This is a genomic window from Umezawaea sp. Da 62-37, assembly GCF_032460545.1.
In the GTDB taxonomy this organism is placed as follows: Bacteria; Actinomycetota; Actinomycetes; order Mycobacteriales; family Pseudonocardiaceae; genus Umezawaea.
Genome location: NZ_CP135965.1, coordinates 2,400,619 through 2,418,161, shown reverse-complemented (window position 1 = coordinate 2,418,161; position 17,543 = coordinate 2,400,619). Strand labels below are relative to the sequence as shown.

Annotated in this window: 14 protein-coding genes, 1 pseudogene and 1 riboswitch; of the genes and pseudogenes, 7 read left to right on the top strand and 8 right to left on the bottom strand. The window is 71.5% G+C overall.

All coding sequences use genetic code 11. From position 1 onward, the window contains the following. Window positions 1–126: 126 nt before the first annotated feature. Entirely contained in the window at window positions 127–1,938 is a 1,812-nt protein-coding gene (locus RM788_RS10470; RefSeq protein WP_315931405.1) for a S8 family serine peptidase, read from the bottom strand. Window positions 1,939–2,478: 540 nt separating this feature from the next. On the opposite strand from RM788_RS10470, the gene RM788_RS10465 reads away from it, so the two are divergent. Then, a complete protein-coding gene (locus RM788_RS10465) occupies window positions 2,479–3,606 on the top strand; it encodes a S1 family peptidase (protein ID WP_315931404.1) in 1,128 nt (375 codons plus the stop codon). Window positions 3,607–3,730: 124 nt separating this feature from the next. Here the strand turns inward: RM788_RS10465 and RM788_RS10460 are convergent, their stop codons facing one another. Both RM788_RS10460 and RM788_RS10455 read right to left on the bottom strand, forming a co-directional pair. Then, window positions 3,731–4,306, bottom strand: coding sequence for a DinB family protein (locus tag RM788_RS10460; protein ID WP_315931403.1), 576 nt, complete (start codon window positions 4,304–4,306; stop codon window positions 3,731–3,733). Further along, complete coding sequence (locus RM788_RS10455) at window positions 4,307–5,134, bottom strand: alpha/beta fold hydrolase (protein WP_315931402.1); 828 nt, start codon at window positions 5,132–5,134, stop codon at window positions 4,307–4,309. Window positions 5,135–5,203: 69 nt separating this feature from the next. Here RM788_RS10455 and RM788_RS10450 point away from each other — a divergent pair, with 69 nt between their 5' ends. Beyond that, window positions 5,204–6,217 (top strand): sigma-70 family RNA polymerase sigma factor, encoded by a 1,014-nt coding sequence (locus RM788_RS10450; protein WP_315931401.1) that lies wholly within the window; start codon window positions 5,204–5,206, stop codon window positions 6,215–6,217. Window positions 6,218–6,362: 145 nt separating this feature from the next. Further along, window positions 6,363–8,528: pseudogene (locus RM788_RS10445) on the top strand (germacradienol/geosmin synthase); the annotation flags it as partial. Window positions 8,529–9,139: 611 nt separating this feature from the next. Here RM788_RS10445 and RM788_RS10440 read toward each other — a convergent pair. Continuing rightward, window positions 9,140–9,628 (bottom strand): GbsR/MarR family transcriptional regulator, encoded by a 489-nt coding sequence (locus RM788_RS10440; protein ID WP_315931400.1) that lies wholly within the window; start codon window positions 9,626–9,628, stop codon window positions 9,140–9,142. 91 nt (window positions 9,629–9,719) lie between these two features. Here RM788_RS10440 and RM788_RS10435 point away from each other — a divergent pair, with 91 nt between their 5' ends. Beyond that, complete coding sequence (locus RM788_RS10435; protein WP_315931399.1) at window positions 9,720–10,628, top strand: ABC transporter ATP-binding protein; 909 nt, start codon at window positions 9,720–9,722, stop codon at window positions 10,626–10,628. 418 nt (window positions 10,629–11,046) lie between these two features. After that, window positions 11,047–12,645, top strand: coding sequence for an ABC transporter permease (locus RM788_RS10430; RefSeq protein ID WP_315931398.1), 1,599 nt, complete (start codon window positions 11,047–11,049; stop codon window positions 12,643–12,645). Here the strand turns inward: RM788_RS10430 and RM788_RS10425 are convergent. Together RM788_RS10425 and RM788_RS10420 are read right to left on the bottom strand one after the other, a co-directional pair. After that, complete coding sequence (locus RM788_RS10425; protein WP_315931397.1) at window positions 12,635–13,816, bottom strand: MFS transporter; 1,182 nt, start codon at window positions 13,814–13,816, stop codon at window positions 12,635–12,637. The genes RM788_RS10430 and RM788_RS10425 overlap by 11 nt on opposite strands. 427 nt (window positions 13,817–14,243) lie before the next feature. After that, window positions 14,244–15,140, bottom strand: coding sequence for a PAC2 family protein (locus RM788_RS10420; RefSeq protein WP_399343324.1), 897 nt, complete (start codon window positions 15,138–15,140; stop codon window positions 14,244–14,246). 50 nt (window positions 15,141–15,190) lie between these two features. Between RM788_RS10420 and RM788_RS10415 the strand changes: the two genes are divergently transcribed. Both RM788_RS10415 and RM788_RS10410 read left to right on the top strand, forming a co-directional pair. After that, window positions 15,191–15,391 carry a hypothetical protein gene (locus tag RM788_RS10415; RefSeq protein ID WP_315931396.1) on the top strand — a complete coding sequence of 67 codons (201 nt, stop codon included), beginning with the start codon at window positions 15,191–15,193 and terminating at the stop codon, window positions 15,389–15,391. Between the two features lie 226 nt (window positions 15,392–15,617). Beyond that, window positions 15,618–16,244, top strand: a complete 627-nt coding sequence (locus RM788_RS10410; RefSeq protein ID WP_399344951.1) for an HAD family hydrolase — start codon at window positions 15,618–15,620, stop codon at window positions 16,242–16,244. A gap of 102 nt (window positions 16,245–16,346) precedes the next feature. On the opposite strand, the gene RM788_RS10405 is transcribed toward RM788_RS10410, so the two are convergent. Together RM788_RS10405 and RM788_RS10400 are read right to left on the bottom strand one after the other, a co-directional pair. Beyond that, the gene (locus RM788_RS10405; RefSeq protein WP_315931394.1) at window positions 16,347–17,102 is read right to left on the bottom strand and encodes a CbtA family protein; all 756 of its coding nucleotides are present in this window, start codon (window positions 17,100–17,102) and stop codon (window positions 16,347–16,349) included. Between the two features lie 11 nt (window positions 17,103–17,113). Continuing rightward, complete coding sequence (locus tag RM788_RS10400; protein ID WP_315931393.1) at window positions 17,114–17,299, bottom strand: CbtB domain-containing protein; 186 nt, start codon at window positions 17,297–17,299, stop codon at window positions 17,114–17,116. Between the two features lie 32 nt (window positions 17,300–17,331). Then, a riboswitch (cobalamin riboswitch) is annotated at window positions 17,332–17,519 on the bottom strand. Window positions 17,520–17,543 lie beyond the last annotated feature (24 nt).

Sequence of the window (17,543 nt, the reverse complement as noted above, 5' to 3'; positions counted from 1 at the left end):
ACGGCACAAAGGCCGTCCTGCGCTGAGCAGGACAGCCTTTTCCGTGCTGTGGGACCGTCGGAGGATCACCCCGGAGATGGGCGGGGTGGTCCTGCCGACGGGTTGTTCAGGTGAAGGGCTCCGCTATCAGGCGTCCAGGGTCCAGGAGTCGATGCGACCCGTGTCGAGGCTCGCCTGGTCGCGGACCCTGAGCTTCCAGGTACCCGAGATGGCCTCGCTCGAAGCGTTGACCGTGTAGGTCTGGTTGATGTTGTCGGTGCCGCTGCCGCTGCGGTTGTGCAGGTTGTAGACGGAGCCGTCCGGCGCCACCAGGTCGACGATCAGGTCGCCGATGTAGGTGTGGACGATGGCGACGGTGACCTTGGTGGTCGTGGACGCGGTGCCCGAGCAGGTGAGCGCGATGGAGCTGCTCACGTCGGAGTTGTCCGGGATCGCCACGTCGGTGCCGTTGGTGGCCGCGGGGCAGTCCGAACCGACCGGGTTGACGACCCAGGAGAACGTCGTCGAGGCCGTCTTGGCCGCGGCGTCGGTCGCCGTCGCCGTCACCGAGTAGGTGCCCGTGGTGGTCGGCGTGCCGGAGATCAGGCCCGAGGAGCTGATCGACAGGCCTGCCGGGAGGCCGGTGGCGGTCCAGGTGTAGGGCGAGGTGCCGTTGGAGGCCGAGAGCTGCAGGCTCACGGCCGTGCCGACGGTGGTGGCCTGGGCACCGGGGTTGGTGACCGAGGGGGTGCCGGGCGTGCCGCCGCCGCCGGTGAAGAGCAGCTTGTTCGGCGAACCGCTGCCGGGGCTGGTGATCTTGCCGCTGGTCGCGGCCGCGACCAGGGCGGCGGACACGGCGGCGGGGGTCGCCGTCGGGTTGGCCGCCAGGTAGAGCGCGGCGCCACCGGCCACGTGCGGGGTGGCCATCGACGTGCCGCTGATGGTGTTCGTCGCGGTGTCGTTGGTGTTCCAGGACGAGGTGATGTCCTGGCCCGGCGCGAAGATGTCGGTGCAGGTGCCGTAGTTCGAGAACGAGGCGCGCGCGTCGGTGCGCGTCGACGCGTTCACGGTGATGGCCGTGGGCACGCGGGCGGGGGAGAAGCTGCACGCGTCCGCGTTGGAGTTGCCCGACGCGATCGCGTAGGTGACGCCCGAGGAGATGGAGTTCGCGACAGCGGAGTCGAGCGTGGCGTCGACACCGCCACCGAGGCTCATGTTCGCGACAGCCGGCTTGATGGCGTTCGCGGTCACCCAGTCGATGCCCGCGACGACGCCCGCGGTGGTGCCGGAGCCCGCGCAGTTCAGCACCTTGACGGCGACGATGGAGACGCCCTTCGCCACGCCGTACTCGGAGCCGCCGACGTTGCCCGCCACGTGCGTGCCGTGGCCGTTGCAGTCGGTGTTGTTGCCGTCACCCGCGGTGTTGGTGCCCCACACCGCGCGCCCGCCGAACGTGGTGTGCGTGGTGCGCACACCGGTGTCGATGATGTAGGCGTGCACGTTCGACGCCGTCGTGCTGTAGGAGTAGCTGTTGTCCAGCGGCAGGTCCTGCTGGTCGATCCGGTCGAGGCCCCACGAGGGCGTCGGCGTCTGGGTGTCGGCCAGCTTGACCACGGCGTCCTGCTGCACGTAGGACACGCGGGGGTCCGCGGCGAGCTTGCGGGCCTGGTCGGCGGACATCGTGGCGGAGAAGCCGTTGATCGCGTGCTTGAACGCCGCGCGGACCTGGCCACCGTACTTCTGGGTCAGCGACCCCGCGGTCTCCGAGGACTTGGCCTTCGGCGACTCGCTCTCCTTGAGCGTGACGATGTAGCTGTCCTTGACGGCGTCGGCGCGGTCCGCGCCGAGGATCTGGCCCTGTGCCGACGCGGGTGCGGCGACGGTGATGGCCAACGCGACGGCCGCGGTGGCGGCCATGCCCAATCCGGCCAGTCGTCTGGTGATCCGAGCGTCTCCCATTGCAGGTGTCTCCCTCAAGACAAGGTGGCCCCGCCGCTCGGCAAGCCGAGCGGCTGGGCTGCAGGGATGGGACGTTCGCGCGAACGGGTGAAGCTGTGATCGACCGGTCACAGAAGATATTCGTGACATTCCACGCCGGGCAGTAGCACCGATCGTCGCAACCTTGCAACGGACAATTACCCGTTGACATGCGAAAACCGGACACGTGTTTGGAGGTCCCGATCACCGGGGACGCGCGTGCCCGTCTACTTCAGCCACCCAAGGGGTCGATACCGTCCGACGGCCCTAACCTTTTCCGGGCACGCCTGCATAGCGTCACCCACCAGGAGCACCGGAACTGGGGCGGGCAGTTCAGGGCCGTTGGGGACGCGGGTCTCGTGTCGTGTCGTACGTGCGGCCACGTTGCAGCGTGGTCGATCTCCTCATCGCGGTCCGGTCGGCGGTCGTTACACCCGCCGTCCAAGTTGCGCCGTTCGGCTCAGCTCCGGTTCTGCTGGCCCCCTCGGGGGCGTCCCTGCAGGCGAGGAAGAGGAGAACTGGATGATTCGCACGAGTGTTGCGCGGGTGGCCGGAGCCACAGTGCTCGCGGCGATCACGCTGGTACCGGGGACGGCACCGGCGCACGCCGACCAGGCGTCGTCGGAACCGTCCGGCGCGGTGCTGGCCGCCTACAAGCGCGACCTCGGCTTGGACGCCGATCAGGCCAAGGCACGTCTGGAGCAGGAGCGGACGGCCGCGGCTACCCAGAAGGCGGTGGTGCAGTTCACGGGTGGCGCGTTCGGCGGGGCGTGGTTCGACGAGGCGAGCGGGAAGCTCGTCGTGGGGGTCACGGACCCGGCCAAGACCGGGGTCGTCAAGTCCCTCGGCGCGGAACCGAAGGTCGTCACCAACTCCGAGGCGACGTTGGCGGAGACCAAGGACAGGATCGACCGGGCGGGCCGCGCGCCCGCCTCGGTGACGGGCTGGTACGTCGACGGCAGGGCCAACGCCGTCGTGGTCACCGTCAAGAAGGGCGCCGTCGACGCCGAGGCGCAGGAGTTCCTCGACGTCGCCAAGGCCGCGGGTCCGGTGTCCGTCGTGGAGACCGACCGCTCGCCGCGGCTCTACGCCGACGTGGTGGGCGGCGACGCCTACCTCATCGACAACGCTGCGCGGTGCTCGATCGGCTTCGCCGTGTCCGGCGGGTTCGTCTCGGCGGGCCACTGCGGGTCCGCGGGCGCCTCCGTCACCTCGGGCAGCACGCCGATGGGCACGTTCGAGGGTTCCTCGTTCCCCGGCAACGACTACTCGTACGTGAAGACGAGCAGCGGCTGGACGCCGTCGCCGACGGTCGACGGGTACGACAACCCGGACGTCACGGTCACCGGCTCCACCGAGTCGGCCGTGGGGGCGTCGGTGTGCCGGTCGGGTTCGACCACCGGGTGGCACTGCGGCACCGTGCAGGCGAAGGACCAGACGGTGAACTACCAGGAGGGTTCGGTCTCCGGTCTCACGCTGACCAACGCGTGCGCCGAGCCCGGCGACTCGGGCGGTTCCTGGGTCAGCGGCACCGAGGCGCAGGGCGTGACGTCCGGCGGCTCCGGTGACTGCACCTCCGGCGGGGAGACCTACTTCCAGCCGGTCAACGAGATCCTGTCCGTCTACGGGGTCAGCCTGATCACCGGCTGATCCCCCGCGAACCGATGGGCCGCCCTCAGGGATCTGGGCGGCCCATCGGCCTGCCGCGAGTCGAACGCCCAGGCACCCCGTGTCGAACCTCCAGGCACCCCGAGTCGAACGTACGGGCACCTCGTCAGCCCTGGTCCGCTTCCTTCGCCACGCACTCCAGCCGGTTCACGTACTCGGCCCACCAGGCCCGGTCGACCGGCGGCATGAAGTCGTCCCGGCGCTGCTCCCCGACTTCCCCGTCGACGAGTTCGCGCACGACGTCGGCGTGCCCGGCGTGCCGGTGGCACTCGGCGATCACGTGCACCAGCACCCGGTGCAGCGTCGTCCGCCGGTGCTCCTCCGGCCACCACGCGACGAAGGCGGGCGCATTCAGCTCCAGCGCCCCGATCGTGGCGTCCGAGTGCAGGCACGCCTGCCGGTAGGTGTCGACGACGTACTCCCGCGACTCCTCGGCCGCGGCCCACTTGTCCGCGTTGTGCTCGCCCTCCACCCCCACCCACGGAGGCGGCTCCGCGGGCATCCGGTCGAAGGCGACGCCGAAGTAGACGACCTCGACCGAGGTCAGGTGCTTGACCAGGCCCAGCAGGTTCGTGCCGGTCGGCGTCAGCGGGCGGCGGACGTCGTACCCGGAGACCCCGTCGACCTTCCACAGCACGGCCTCGCGGGCCTTCACCAGGTAGTCGTGCAGGTCCTCCTTCACTCACGCCTCCTTGAGCACGGCGCGCAGCCGGGCCTCGAACGCGGCGGGGTTCCCCGCGAAGCCGACGTGGTCGCCGGGGAACATCGTGGGCTCGACGCCCAGCAGCGCGGAGAGCGCCCGCGAGGTGCGGTCGCAGATCTGGTCCGCCGAGTCCTCGCCGAGGCCGACCAGCACGCGGACGTCCGTCGAGCGCAGCACGTCGAGGTCGGGCGACCAGGCGACGGTCGGCCGCATCATGTGCGCGTTCTGGTAGTCGGCGTCGGCGACGTCCTGCGCGGAGCGCTCGCCGGCGAACACCACCTGGAACACCTCCTCCGGCATGAAGATGTTCGCCTGGGCCAGGAACTTCCGCATGGCGCCCACGGGGTCGCCCGCCTGGTGGGTGGCGATGATGTCCTCGGTGCCCGCGCGCAGCTCGTCGCGGTCCTCGAGCAGCTCCAGCAGCGGCGGCTCGTGCGCGATCACGGTGTGCACCAGGTCCGGCCGGGCCTGCGCGAGGGCGAGCACGCTGACGGCGCCGCCGCTGGAGCCGAGCGCGACGGCCGGACCGGCGTCGACGTGGACCAGCAGCCGGGCGAGGTCGTCGGCGCGCGTCTCCGGCGTCGAGTCCTGGTCCGGGTCGTCGACCGGGCTGCGGTTGATGCCGCGCGGGTCGGTGGTGAGCACGGTGTGGTCGACGGCGAGCAGGTCGGCCAGCGCCTCGAACGACCTGGCGTCCATCGGCGCGCCGACGAGCAGCACCAGCGGCCCGCTGCCCCGGACCTCGTGGTGCAGCAGGGCGCCGGGCACGCGGAGCGTCGCGGCGGTGGCTGTCGACGTGTCGTTCATCAGGTCCTCCTGGATCGGAAATCGCTGTTCGGGGGTAGTGACCGTCCACATGGGGCAGAATCGTCGCTCGTGAGCGAAGTTCTTTCGGCGCGACCCGCGGAGGACCCGGACCTGGCCCGCGCGCGCGAGGGCGACGACGCGGCGTTCACCCGGCTCATCGGTCCGCTGCGGCGCGAACTGCACGCCCACTGCTACCGGATGCTGGGCTCGACCCACGACGCCGACGACGCGTTGCAGGACGCCCTGCTGCGCGCCTGGCGCGGGCTCGCGCGCTTCGAGGGTCGCAGCTCACTGCGCTCGTGGCTCTACACCGTGGCCACCCGCACCTGCCTGGACACGGTCGAGACCCGCGGCAGGCGGGCGTTGCCGGTGGACCTCGGCCCGTCGAGCGAGCACGCCGTGGTGGGCGACACCCCGCTGACCGAGGTCGCCTGGCTCGGGCCCTACCCGGACACCGACCCCGACGCGGGCTACGAGCGGCGCGAGGCCGTCGAGCTGGCGTTCATCGCGGCCTTGCAGCACCTGCCGGGCAACCAGCGGGCGGCGCTGCTGCTGTTCGAGGTGCTCGGCTTCTCCGCCGCCGAGATCGCGGGGATGATGGCCACCTCCACCGCGTCGGTGAACTCCGCGCTGGCGCGCGCCCGCCGGATCGTCGCGGAGAAGGTCCCGGAGCGCGGCGGGCAGCGGCCGCTGCGCGGGATCGACGACGTCCGCGTGCGCGGGATCGTCGCCGGGTACTCGTCGGCACTCGAACGTGGTGACGCGGCCGCGCTCGTGGCGCTGCTGACCGAGGACGTCACCTGGTCGATGCCGCCCATGCCGTGCTGGTACAGCGGGATCGACGCCGTCGCGGACTTCGCCACCAGGATCCCGATGGGCAGCTGCGGAGCGTGGAAGCACCTCCCCACCAGCGGGAACGGTCAACCGGCCGCCGCCTGCTACCTGTGGAACGAGGAGGCGGGGGTGTTCCGGGCGTGGTCGGTGAACGTGCTGACCCTGCGTGGCGACCGCATCTCGGTGGTGACGTCGTTCATCGGCCGGGAGCACTTCGAGGCCTTCGGACTGCCCGTTTCGCTGCCCTGAACGCGGGTGCGGCCGCGCACGGTAGTCCTTGATTCACCCCGTGGAACCCGGGTGCCGCTCGGATGGCCGTTGTCGGGGCGCTAGGCCGATTGCCAGGGTTTTGATCCGAGCCCTCCGCAGCCGGCCCGAAGGAGTAGCCCCGCTCATGCAGGCGTTCACGCTGCCCGATTTCTACCTGCCCCACCCGGCCAGGCTCAACCCCCATCTGGAGCGCACCCGCGATCACAGCATGGCCTGGGCCGAGCGGATGGGAATGCTCGATTCGCCCAAACCCGGCGGTGGTGTCGTCTGGACCGAGGCCGCCCTGGCGAAGATGGACTACGCGCTCATGTGCGCGTACACGCACCCGGACTGCGACGGCGACGCGCTCGACCTGATCACCGACTGGTACGTGTGGGTCTTCTTCTTCGACGACCACTTCCTCGAGCAGTTCAAGTACAGCCGCGACCTCAAGGGCGCGAAGGCCTACCTGGACCACCTCGAGCTGTTCATGACCGCGCCCGGCGCGCCCTCGCCGAAGCCGACGAACCCCGCCGAGGAGGGCCTGCGCGACCTCTGGAAGCGCACCGTGCCGTCCATGTCGGACGGATGGCGCCGCCGGTTCACCACCGTGACGCACAACCTGATGATCGAGTCCATGTGGGAGCTCGGCAACATCGAGCTGGGCCGCGTCGCGAACCCGATCGAGTACGTGCAGATGCGCCGCAGGGTCGGCGGCGCGCCGTGGTCGGCAGGCCTGGTCGAGTACGCGGTCGGCGCCGAGGTGCCGGACAGCGTGGCCGAGCTGCGGTCGATGCGGCTGCTGTCGGACACGTTCTCCGACGCCGTGCACCTGCGCAACGACCTGTTCTCCTACCAGCGCGAGGTCGAGGAGGAGGGCGAGAACTCGAACGCCGTGCTGGTGTTCGAGAAGTTCCTCGGCTGCTCGACCCAGCAGGCCGCCGACCTGGTCAACGAGCTGCTCACCTCGCGGCTGCACCAGTTCGAGAACACCGCGCTGGTCGAGGTCCCCGCGCTGATGGCCGAGCACGGCATCCCGCCGCACGAGCAGCTCGGCGTGGCCGCGTACGTGAAGGGCCTCCAGGACTGGCAGTCCGGCGGCCACGAGTGGCACGCGGTGTCCAGCCGGTACATGAACGAGGAGGCGGCCACCGGCACGAGCGTCCTCGGTGGACCGTCCGGCTTCGGCACGTCGGCGAACCGGATGTTCTCGCCCGCCGCCTCCGGCATGCGCCGCCGCAGGCAGCAGTTCACGCACCGGCCCTTCGAACAGGTCGGGCACCTGCCCCTGCCGGACTTCCACATGCCGTTCCCGATCAGGACCAGCCCGCACATCGACGAGTCCCGCCGGTACGCGGTGGGCTGGGCCCGCGACATGGGCATGTTCGAGGGCGGCGTCTGGGACGAGCGCCGGTTCATCGGCTTCGACTTCGCGCACTGCGCGGCGATGATCCACGCCGACGCGAGCCAGGACCAGCTGAACCTGACGTCGGACTGGTTGGCCTGGGGCACCTACGGCGACGACTACTTCCCGTTGATCTTCGGCGCGGCGCGGAACATCGCCGCGGCGAAGCTGTGCAACGAGCGGCTGGCGCTGTTCATGCCGGTGGACGACAGCGCCACCCCGGACCCGACCAACCCCATCGAGCGCGGGTTGCAGGACCTGTGGCGGCGCACGGCCGGTCCGATGGCGGTGGACGCGCGGCGCGAGTTCCGCAAGACCGTCGAGGACATGACGGAGAGCTGGGTCTGGGAGGTGTTCAACCAGGCGCAGCACCGCGTCCCCGACCCGGTGGACTACATCGAGATGCGGCGCAAGACGTTCGGCTCGGACATGACCATGAGCCTGAACCGGTTGGCGCACTGGGACTCCGTGCCGCGCGAGATCTACCACACCAGCGTGATGCGGGAGATGGAGACCGCTGCGCAGGACTACGCGTGCTTCACCAACGACCTGTTCAGCTACCAGAAGGAGATCGAGTACGAGGGCGAGGTCCACAACATCGTCCTGGTGGTGGAGAACTTCCTCGAGGTCGACCGGATCACCGCCCGCGACATCGTCGCGAAGCTGATGACGGCGCGGATGGAGCAGTTCGAGCAGATCATCGAGAAGGACCTGCCCGCGCTGTTCGAGGAGTTCGACCTGGACGACGAGGTGCGCGCGATCCTCACCCGGCAGGCCGAGGGCCTCAAGGAGTGGATGTCGGGCATCCTCGAGTGGCACCGCAAGTGCGTGCGGTACGTCGAGGCCGAACTGAAGCGCAACCGCGCGGCCGTCGTGCCGGACTTCGGCACGTCGGCGCTGCGGGTGCCGGGCGTGTTCGGCGCGGGCAGGCCGGGTCTCGCCGTCTCGGGCGCCGGGCTTCCCGGCGCGGTCCGCCCATCGGCACCCGTGTCCGGTGCGCCGGTCGCCACTGTGCCGAGTACGTCGGTCGGTGGGGTTCCGGCGGGACCGGCTGTCACGGTGCCGAGTGTGCCGGTGGGTGGGGTTCCGGCCGGACCTGCTGTCACCACGCCGAGTGCGCCCGTGGGGGCGATTCCGACCGGGCCTGCCGTCACCGCGCCGAGCGTGCCGGTGGGGGCGATTCCGACGGGACCTGCGGTCACCGCGCCGAGTCCGCCCCTGGGTGCTGTCCCGAATGGACCGATGGCCACCGCGCCGAGTGCGCACGTGGGTGCCGTCCCGACGGGACCGGTTGTCACGACGCCGAGTGCGCCGGTGGGTGCCATCCCGACCGGGCCTGCCGTCACCGCGCCGAGTCTGCCCGTCGGTGCTGTCCCGAGTGGACCCGTGATCACCGCGCCGAGCACGGATGTGCCCGGTTCAGCTGGACCGGTGGTCACGACACCGAGCGCGCCTGAGGCCAAGCGCGCGATCGGTGCGCCGACCGGGCTGGGCACGTCGGCGGCGCGGGTGCGGGCTCAGGAGCCGAAGGTCTCCGCCCGGTAGGCGTGCCAGCGCTTCAGCATCGCGGGCATCTCCTGGTGGATGAACTTGAAGAACGCCAGCGTCTCGTTGAGCCGGCGGCCGGCGGGGGTGTCGGGACCCAGTGTCTCGACACCCTCCTTGAGCGGCACCGACCAGCGGTCGAGCATCTGGTCCTTGTGGAACACGGCCTCGTACCAGACGTCGTCGGAGACCTGGAACACGTCGCGGCGCGAGCCCACCTCGCGCTCGCGGCGGATCAACTCCACCTGGCTCAGGTAGCGCACGGCACCGGAGATCGCGGCGGGGGAGACCTGGAGCACCTCGCCCAGTTCGGCCGCGGTCATCCGCCCCGACTCGCTGACGAGCAGGGTCACGAAGACCCGCGCGGGCATCCGCGCCATGCCCGAATCGGTGAACACGGAGGAGAAGCGCTCGATGAAGCGCACTACCGCCCGTTCGTCGCGTTCCGCCACTCCAGTCACCGCCGCATCATCCCCTTCGACCGTTTCGGGACCGGACCTTATCTGATTTCATAACTTCACGAATTTGTGAAACAAGTGTAGCTTACGGGTCATGACAGAAGCGATATCCGTGTCGGGCCTGGTCAAGGCCTACGGCTCGACGCGTGCGCTGGACGGTCTCGACCTGACCGTCCGCACCGGTGAGGTCCACGGCTTCCTCGGCCCCAACGGCGCGGGCAAGTCGACCACCATCCGGGTGCTGCTGGGGCTGCTGCGGGCGGACGCGGGCACCACCCGCCTGCTCGGCGGCGACCCGTGGAAGGACGCGGTCACCCTGCACCGCAGGCTGGCCTACGTGCCGGGCGACGTCACGCTGTGGCCGACCCTGTCCGGCGGCGAGGTCATCGACCTGCTCGGCAGGCTGCGCGGCGGGCTCGACCCGACCCGGCGCGCCGAGCTGCTGGAGCGGTTCGAGCTGGACCCCCGGAAGAAGGGGCGCGCCTACTCCAAGGGCAACCGGCAGAAGGTGGCGCTGGTGGCCGCCCTCGCCTCCGACGTCGAGCTGCTGGTCTTCGACGAACCCACGTCCGGCCTGGACCCGCTGATGGAGGCCGTGTTCCAGGAGTGCGTCCAGGAGGAGCGCGTCCAGGGTCGGACGGTCCTGCTCTCCAGCCACATCCTCGCCGAGGTGGAGGCGCTCTGCGACCGGGTGAGCATCGTCCGCAACGGCCGCACCGTCGAGTCCGGCACGCTCGCCGAACTGCGCCACCTCACCCGCACCGCCATCTCCGCCGAACTCGCCTCCCCGCCCGACGGCCTGGCCGCGCTGCCCGGCGTGCACGACCTGAAGGTCGAGGGGGCGCGGGTCCACTTCGACGTGGACACCGACCAGCTCGACGCCGTGCTCCGCACGCTCACCCAGGCGGGCGTGCGCAGCCTCGCCAGCCACCCGCCCACGCTGGAACAGCTGTTCCTCCGGCACTACGAGGCGGAACCGGCAGCCGCGGCGGTGGCGCGATGAAGGCCGACACCGCTGCTCACCGACCGGCCACCGCGACGGCTGCCGCCCCGGTGCCGCGGAGCGCACGCCAAGTCCGCGGTGGCGCGACGGTCCGGGGGCAGGTGGGCGCAGGGCTCGTGTCCTGCCGCGGTCGGATGTCGGCGCGGTTGCTCGGGCATCGCGTCCCGAAGGCCGATGCCCCGTTCGCGTCGTGCGACGGCAGGTCACAGGGGCGGTTGCCTGGGCACCGCAAGCCGGACACCGATGCCGCGTTCGCGTCCTGCGGCGGCTGGTCGCCGGGGCGGTGGTCTGGGCACCGCAGGCCGAAGACCGATGCTGCGTTTGCTGGGTTCGTCGCGTTCGCGTCCTGCCGCGGCCGGTCGCCGGAGCGGCTGTCCGGACACCGCGAGCAGGAGACCGAAGCCGTGGCGGTGGCGCGATGAGCGGGGGCTACACCGGCACCGGTGCGCTGGTGCGGCTCGCGCTGCGCCGCGACCGGATCATGCTGCCCGGTTGGATCGCGGGCCTCGTGCTGTTGGCCGCCGGGTCCGCCGCGGCCGCCGTCGACCTCTACTCGACGGTCGAGTCGCGGGTGTCCTCCGCCACCGCGGCGAACAGCACGGCGGCGCTGGTCGCCCTCTACGGCCGGGTGTACGACCCGGCGTCGGAGGGTGGCATCTCCATGGTCAAGACCGGCGGGATCGGCGCGGTGCTGGTCGCGCTGCTGTCGATCACCCTGGTCGTCCGGCACACCCGCGCCGAGGAGGAATCCGGGCGGCTCGAACTCGTCGGCTCCACCGTCGTCGGCCGGTACGCGCCGCTGACCTCGGCGTTGATCGTCGTCGTCGCCACCAACGCGGTCCTGGCGCTGATCACCGCCGTGTCGGTGGCCTCGGCGGGCATGCCGACGGCGGGCTCGTTCGCGTTCGGCCTCGCCTGGGGCGGGGTCGGCATCACCTTCGCCGGGATCGCCGCCATCACCGCGCAGGTCTCCTCCACGGCCCGCGGCGCGACCGGTCTCGCCGCGATCGCGCTCGGCGTCCTCTACGTGGTCCGCGCGGTCGGCGACACGGCGGGCCCGGACGGCCCGACCTGGATGTCGTGGCTGTCGCCGATCGGCTGGGGCCAGCAGTTCCGGCCCTACGCGGGCGACCGCTGGTGGGTCCTGCTGGTCGTGGTCGGCTTCGCCGTCGTGGCGGTGGCGGGCGCGTACGCGCTGGTCGAGCGTCGGGACCTCGGCGCGGGCCTGGTCGCCGACCGGCTCGGGCCCGCGGGCTCCACCCGGTTGAACAGCACCTTCGCCCTGGCCTGGCGCCTGCAACGCGGCTCACTGCTCGGCTGGACGGCGGCGTTCGCCGGGCTCGGGCTGGTGCTCGGCAACATCGCGGGCAACGTCGGCGGGTTCGTCGACAGCCCGTCCGCGCGGGAGGTGGTCGCGAAGCTCGGCGGCACGGACGCGATCACCGACGCCTTCATCTCGGCCGAGATGGGCATCATCGGCCTGATCGCGTCGATCTACGGCATCCAGGCCGCCCTGCGGCTGAGGTCGGAGGAGACCGGCCAGCGCGCCGAACCCCTGCTGGCCGCCGCCGTCTCGCGCACCGGCTGGGCGTGGAGCCACCTCGTCGTCGCGCTCGGCGGTTCGGCGCTGCTGCTCGCCGCGGCCGGTGCGGGCGCGGGCCTCTCTCACGGCTCGGCGTCCGGGGACATGAGCCGGTTCGGGCCGGTGTTCGTCTCCGCGATCCTGCAACTGCCCGCCGCGTGGGTGCTCACCGGCATCGTGGTCCTCGCGTTCGGCGCGGCACCGCGCCTGGTCGTCGCGGGGTGGGTCGCGCTCGTCGTGTTCCTGCTGCTCGGCCAGCTCGGACCGCTGCTGGGGCTGGACCAGTGGGCGATGGACCTGTCGCCGTTCACCCACATCCCGAGGTTCCCGGCGGGCGACATCGACCCCGTTCCGCTGGTGTGGCTGGTGCTCATCGCCGCCGCGCTCGTGGCCACCGGGCTCGCCGCGTTCCGCCGCCGGGACATCATGACCTGACTGTTCGGTCGGGTTCCGGGCCGGGCCGCATGTCCGTGCGGGCGTGTCGGCGGCGCAGCACCAGCGGGGGGACGACGACGAGCAGGGCGGCGGGGACGAGGAAGGCCAGGACCGCGTCGAGGTGGTAGAGGGGCACGATCAGGGCCGGTGAGAGGGCGCCGCCGAGGAACCGCAGCGACTGGACCACCGATACGGACCCGCCCCGGTTGGCGCCCTGGTCGGAGAGCACCAGCGCGTTCACGCCGACGATGATCCCCTGGCTGCACGCGCCCGCCGCCGCCCACAGGAGGCCGACGGCCCACAGGGACGGGAGCAGCGCGACCCCGGCCAGCAGGACGGCGCCCACGACCGAGCCGAGCAGGACGCACCGCCGGGCGCCGAAGCGGTCCACGGCCCGCCCGACCAGGCGCGCGGTGAGGATTCCGGCGATGCCGAAGCCGGTCAGCACCAGACCCCGCTGCCCGGCGCCGAGACCGAACCCGTCGCCCAGCCGGAAGGCGACCAGGAACGACAGCCCGCCCAGGCAGCCCCAGACGATGAAGCCGGTCACCGCGATGCGCACGACCGACGGTCGCCAAGCGCTGCGGAGCCTCAGCCGACCGGTGTCCGGTGCCGCCGTCTCGGGCATGCCCACCCACGCCAGCAGTGCCGCCAGGACGGCCGCTCCGAGGAACGCCCAGCGCCAGGACGCTTCGGCGGCCAGGCCGCCCACCAGCGGGGCCGAGGTCTGGCCGACGGCCTGCATCGACGCGAAGACGCCCAGGGTGCGGCCCAGCCGCTCCTTCGGGGTCAGCGCCGCCAGCGCCGTCAGGAGGAGGGGCGTGGTGAAGGCGTTGGCCGCGCCTTGCAGCACCCGCCCCGCCAGGAGGACCGGGAAGGTCCAGGCCACGGCGCAGAGGAGGGAGGCGAGGACGTAGACGAGGTAGGCGGTCCGGACCGTCCGGACCGCGCCCCAGCGGGCGCCGAGGGTGCCGGAGAAGAGCATCAGGGCGGCGAAGGGGAGGAGGTAGAGGGTCAGGGTGACCGCCGCGTCGCCCGCCGTGCGGTCGAAGTCGGCCCCGATCTCGGGGAGGACCGAGGACGTCACGGCCCCGCCGAAGGGGCCGAGCAGGCCGCCCGCGTAGAGGGCCGCCGTGGTCGCCCCGGCTTTCCAGCCCTTGGCGGGAGTCATGGGGTGGAGTGGTGCGACGCGGGGAGCTTCACGGGTCGATGCACACCCGACAGTGAACTCCGGTCGGTGGTCGTCCACCGATCGGGGGTGGAGCTTCAGCCGAAGGCAGGTCGGGCGGCGACGCGCGGTGTTCCCCCTCGCGCCTACCGGGTGAAACGGACGTCACACCCCATGGCACTTCCGACGCGGCCACCGGATTCGATGATCTTCGCGACCGGTGCTGGAAGCTGGCTGGTTCCTTCGCCGCGAGTGTGGCGGTCGACGTCCGCTCCTCATCGACGGCGGGTTCCGCGGTCGCGAGAAGTGCCGCGACCTCGGCGATACCGCCGTACCCGACCGGGTGGTCGTTTCACCTCTTCGTGTCCCGGTGGGACGCGATTCGGCCGTGCCGCCACCACGACGGGTGGCGGCACGGCCGCCGTTCAGGTCACAGACCGGCAGGTCCTCGCCCCGGCCCACGGCCGCGACGGCGCAGGTACCGCTCGAACTCCGCCGCGATCGCGTCGCCGCTCTCCTCGGTGATCTCGATCTCCGCGTCCCCGCGCTCCTCCAGCGCCCGCACGTAGTTGCGGACGTCCTCGTCCTCGTCCGCCATCTCGCTGACGGTCCGCTCCCACTCCTCCGCCTGCTCGGGCAGCGCGCCGAGCGGCACCTCGACGTCGAGGACCTCCTCGACCCGGTGCAGCAGGGCCAGGGTGGCCTTGGGGGACGGGGGCTGGGAGACGTAGTGGGGGACCGCGGCCCAGAAGGAGATGGCGGGGATGCCCGCCTGGACGCAGAGGTCCTGGAAGACGCCCACTATCCCGGTCGGGCCCTCGTAGCGGGAGCGTTCGAGGCCGTACTTGGCCGCGGACTCCTCGTCGTAGGCGGTGCCGGTCACCGGGACCGGGCGGGTGTGCGGGGTGTCCATGAGCAGGGCGCCCAGGGTCACCACGGTGGTGATGCCCAGGCCCTCGATGTGGCTCAGGAGTTCGGCGGCGAACCTGCCCCAGCGCATGTTGGGCTCGATGCCGTGGACGAGGATCACGTCGGTGGCGGAGCCGGGGGGCCTGCACACCGTCAGGCGGGTCGTGGGGAATTCGACCCTCCGGGTGATGCCGTCCACCATGCGGACCGTGGGTCGCGTCACCTGGAAGTCGTAGTAGTCGTCGGGATCGATCTCCGCGAGCGGCGTCGCGTCCCAGGTGAGTTGCAGGTGTTCGATCGCGGTACTGGCTGCGTCTCCAGCGTCGTTCCAGCCCTCGAACGCCGCCACCATGATCGGGTTGGTGAGGGGTTTCCGAGGGTCGTAGGGGGTGGGGGAGGCCTGGTCCGGATCGGTCACCGGGTCAGACTACGACCCTGGTCCAAGTCCGTTGCCCGTAGGCTTGGCGCATGGTGGATCGTGTCTCATCACCTTTGCCGACCGCGCTCGAAGATCGTGCGGTCGTCGCCGACGGGCCGATGGGCGCCACGCTCCGGCCGGTCGACCTCGCGCTCGACGACTTCGCAGGTCACGAGGGTCGCCACGAGATCCTCGACATCACCGACGCGCCCGACGCGCACCACCCGGAAGCGGAGCACTTCGATGTCTGAGCTGGACAGGGGCCCGACCACCCCGTCGGACGGAGATCCCTCCGTTCGGTTGAACGGGCGGCCCGCCACTGCGTCCGATGGGCGGCCTGCCGCCGTGTCCGATGGGCGGCCTGCCGCCGTGTCCGATGGGCGGCCCGCCACTGCATCCGATGGGCGGCCTGCCGCCGTGCCCGACGGGCGGCCCACCGCTCCGCCCGATGGGCGGCCCGCCGCCGTCCTGTGGGACATGGACGGCACCCTGCTGGACTCCGAGAAGCTCTGGGACATCCCGCTGTACGAGTTCGCCGAGAAGCTCGGCGGCACGCTGTCGCTGGAGACCCGGCACGCGATGGTGGGCTCCAACGTTCCGACCACGCTGTCGCTGCTGTACTCCGAGGTCGGCCTGGTGCCGTCCCAGGACGACCTCGACGACGCCGCGGTGTGGATCGCGCGCCGCACCGAGGAGGTGTTCCGCACCGGTCTGCCGTGGCGGCCCGGCGCGCGGGAGGCGTTGCGCGCGGTGCGGGACGCGGGTGTGCCGATGGCGCTGGTGACGTCGACCGAGCGGGCGCTGACCGAGGTCGCGCTGGACACCATCGGCCGCGACCTGTTCGACGTGACGGTGTGCGGCGACGAGGTGGACGGGCACAACAAGCCGCTGCCGGAGCCGTACCTGCGCGCCGCCCGGCTGCTCGGCGTGGACGCGGCCGACTGCGTCGCGGTCGAGGACTCGCCCACGGGCGTCGCGTCCGCGGTCGGCGCCGGGTGCACGGTGCTGGTGGTGCCGTGCGACGTCCCGGTCGGGCAGGGGGAACGGCGGGTCTTCCGCGAATCGCTCGTGGGTGTCGACCTGGCCGTGCTCTCGGCCCTGTGACCCGAAAGCCCTGCAATCCGGAAAGCCGCAGTGACCCGAAAAGCCCTGTGACACGGGGAAGGGGAGCCCCCGCGAGGGCTCCCCTTCCACCGGTGTGTCCGATCAGGCCGCTACGGCCGTCCTGGGCTTGGTCTTCCGGACCGCCGGGTCGATCAGCAGTCCGAACACCAGGCCGAGTCCGATCCACAGCGTCGCCGTCTCGGCCAACGACGCCAGCCGGAAGTCCCAGAGGACACCGGACGGCATGTCGGCCGGGATCGCGTCCGGCGGCGGCGGGAACACCAGCAGCAGGACGGTCACCGCGACGACGGTCGCGAGCAGGACGGCGGTGACGCGCACCGGCGCGGCCAGGTGGCCGAGCCGCGAGGCGAGGTAGGTCGCCCCGTACGCGACGACGATGCCCGCCAGGATGAGCCCGAGGTACAGGCCCGTCCGGTAGTTGACGGTCGTCGGGTCGCCCACCGCGGGCGGGTTGGCCGGGTACTTGATCGCGGGCAGCAGCGCCGCGACGCCGAACGCCGACAGCCCGAGCGCGGCGCTGCGGAAGAACGGCTGCTTGTCGACGAACCAGCGCCGCGTGTAGGCGAAGATCGTCGCGAACAGGGCGCCGACCGCGAGTCCGAGGACCACCGCGGCCAGCACACCGCCCACGACCTGGGTGCCGCGGCTGAACAGCTCCGCGTGCTCGTGCTCGCCGCCTTCGGCGTGCTCCGCCGCCTCGCGGGCCTCCTCGACGGCCAGCGCGGCGCGGATCGGCACTTCGACGACGAACAGGCTGACCAGTCCGGCCGCCAGACCGGCGACGCCACCCGCGGCGAGGCCGCGGGTCAGCAGTCCGGTGTAGGTGTTGGGTGCCATGCGCGCGGTGCCTAGTGGCACGGAACGCCGAGAGCGTGGCGTCCGTCGTGGAAGAACTCGTGGACGTTCTCGGCGGCCGCGCCGAGCGCGACGCCGTTCTCCTGGAGGACCATCCAAGCGATGATCAAGGCCACGAGCGCGACGGCGAAAGCCCATTTGGGCACGGCGATGGACGGTGTCAATGCGGGGCTCGTCATGACGGGCTCCTCCATACCTCGTGGAAGGTCAACGGTTTACTCGGCGCCGCAGCCGGTCTCCTGACTCCCAGGTCACCGCTAGCCCGCGTCTTCCCAGCAGGCTCTCTGCCAGTGACGTTCTCGGCGGGGTCGCTACCCGGTCACAGTGGCGAGGACCGCGCCGGATTCACACCGGCTTCCCGTCCACTGCGGCGGTGGAACCGTAAAGGCCGCGTGTGCCCCGGCACAACCGACCAGACGAGTT

Bases quoted from the DNA above. Each gene is read 5' to 3' on its own strand.
- RM788_RS10410 (WP_399344951.1), top strand. From the start codon at position 15,618: ATGGACGGCACCCTGCTGGACTCCGAGAAGCTCTGGGACATCCCGCTG.
- RM788_RS10470 (WP_315931405.1), bottom strand. From the start codon at position 1,938: ATGGGAGACGCTCGGATCACCAGACGACTGGCCGGATTGGGCATGGCC.
- RM788_RS10405 (WP_315931394.1), bottom strand. From the start codon at position 17,102: ATGGCACCCAACACCTACACCGGACTGCTGACCCGCGGCCTCGCCGCG.
- RM788_RS10430 (WP_315931398.1), top strand. From the start codon at position 11,047: ATGAGCGGGGGCTACACCGGCACCGGTGCGCTGGTGCGGCTCGCGCTG.
- RM788_RS10400 (WP_315931393.1), bottom strand. From the start codon at position 17,299: ATGACGAGCCCCGCATTGACACCGTCCATCGCCGTGCCCAAATGGGCT.
- RM788_RS10425 (WP_315931397.1), bottom strand. From the start codon at position 13,816: ATGACTCCCGCCAAGGGCTGGAAAGCCGGGGCGACCACGGCGGCCCTC.
- RM788_RS10465 (WP_315931404.1), top strand. From the start codon at position 2,479: ATGATTCGCACGAGTGTTGCGCGGGTGGCCGGAGCCACAGTGCTCGCG.
- RM788_RS10455 (WP_315931402.1), bottom strand. From the start codon at position 5,134: ATGAACGACACGTCGACAGCCACCGCCGCGACGCTCCGCGTGCCCGGC.
- RM788_RS10415 (WP_315931396.1), top strand. From the start codon at position 15,191: ATGGTGGATCGTGTCTCATCACCTTTGCCGACCGCGCTCGAAGATCGT.
- RM788_RS10435 (WP_315931399.1), top strand. From the start codon at position 9,720: ATGACAGAAGCGATATCCGTGTCGGGCCTGGTCAAGGCCTACGGCTCG.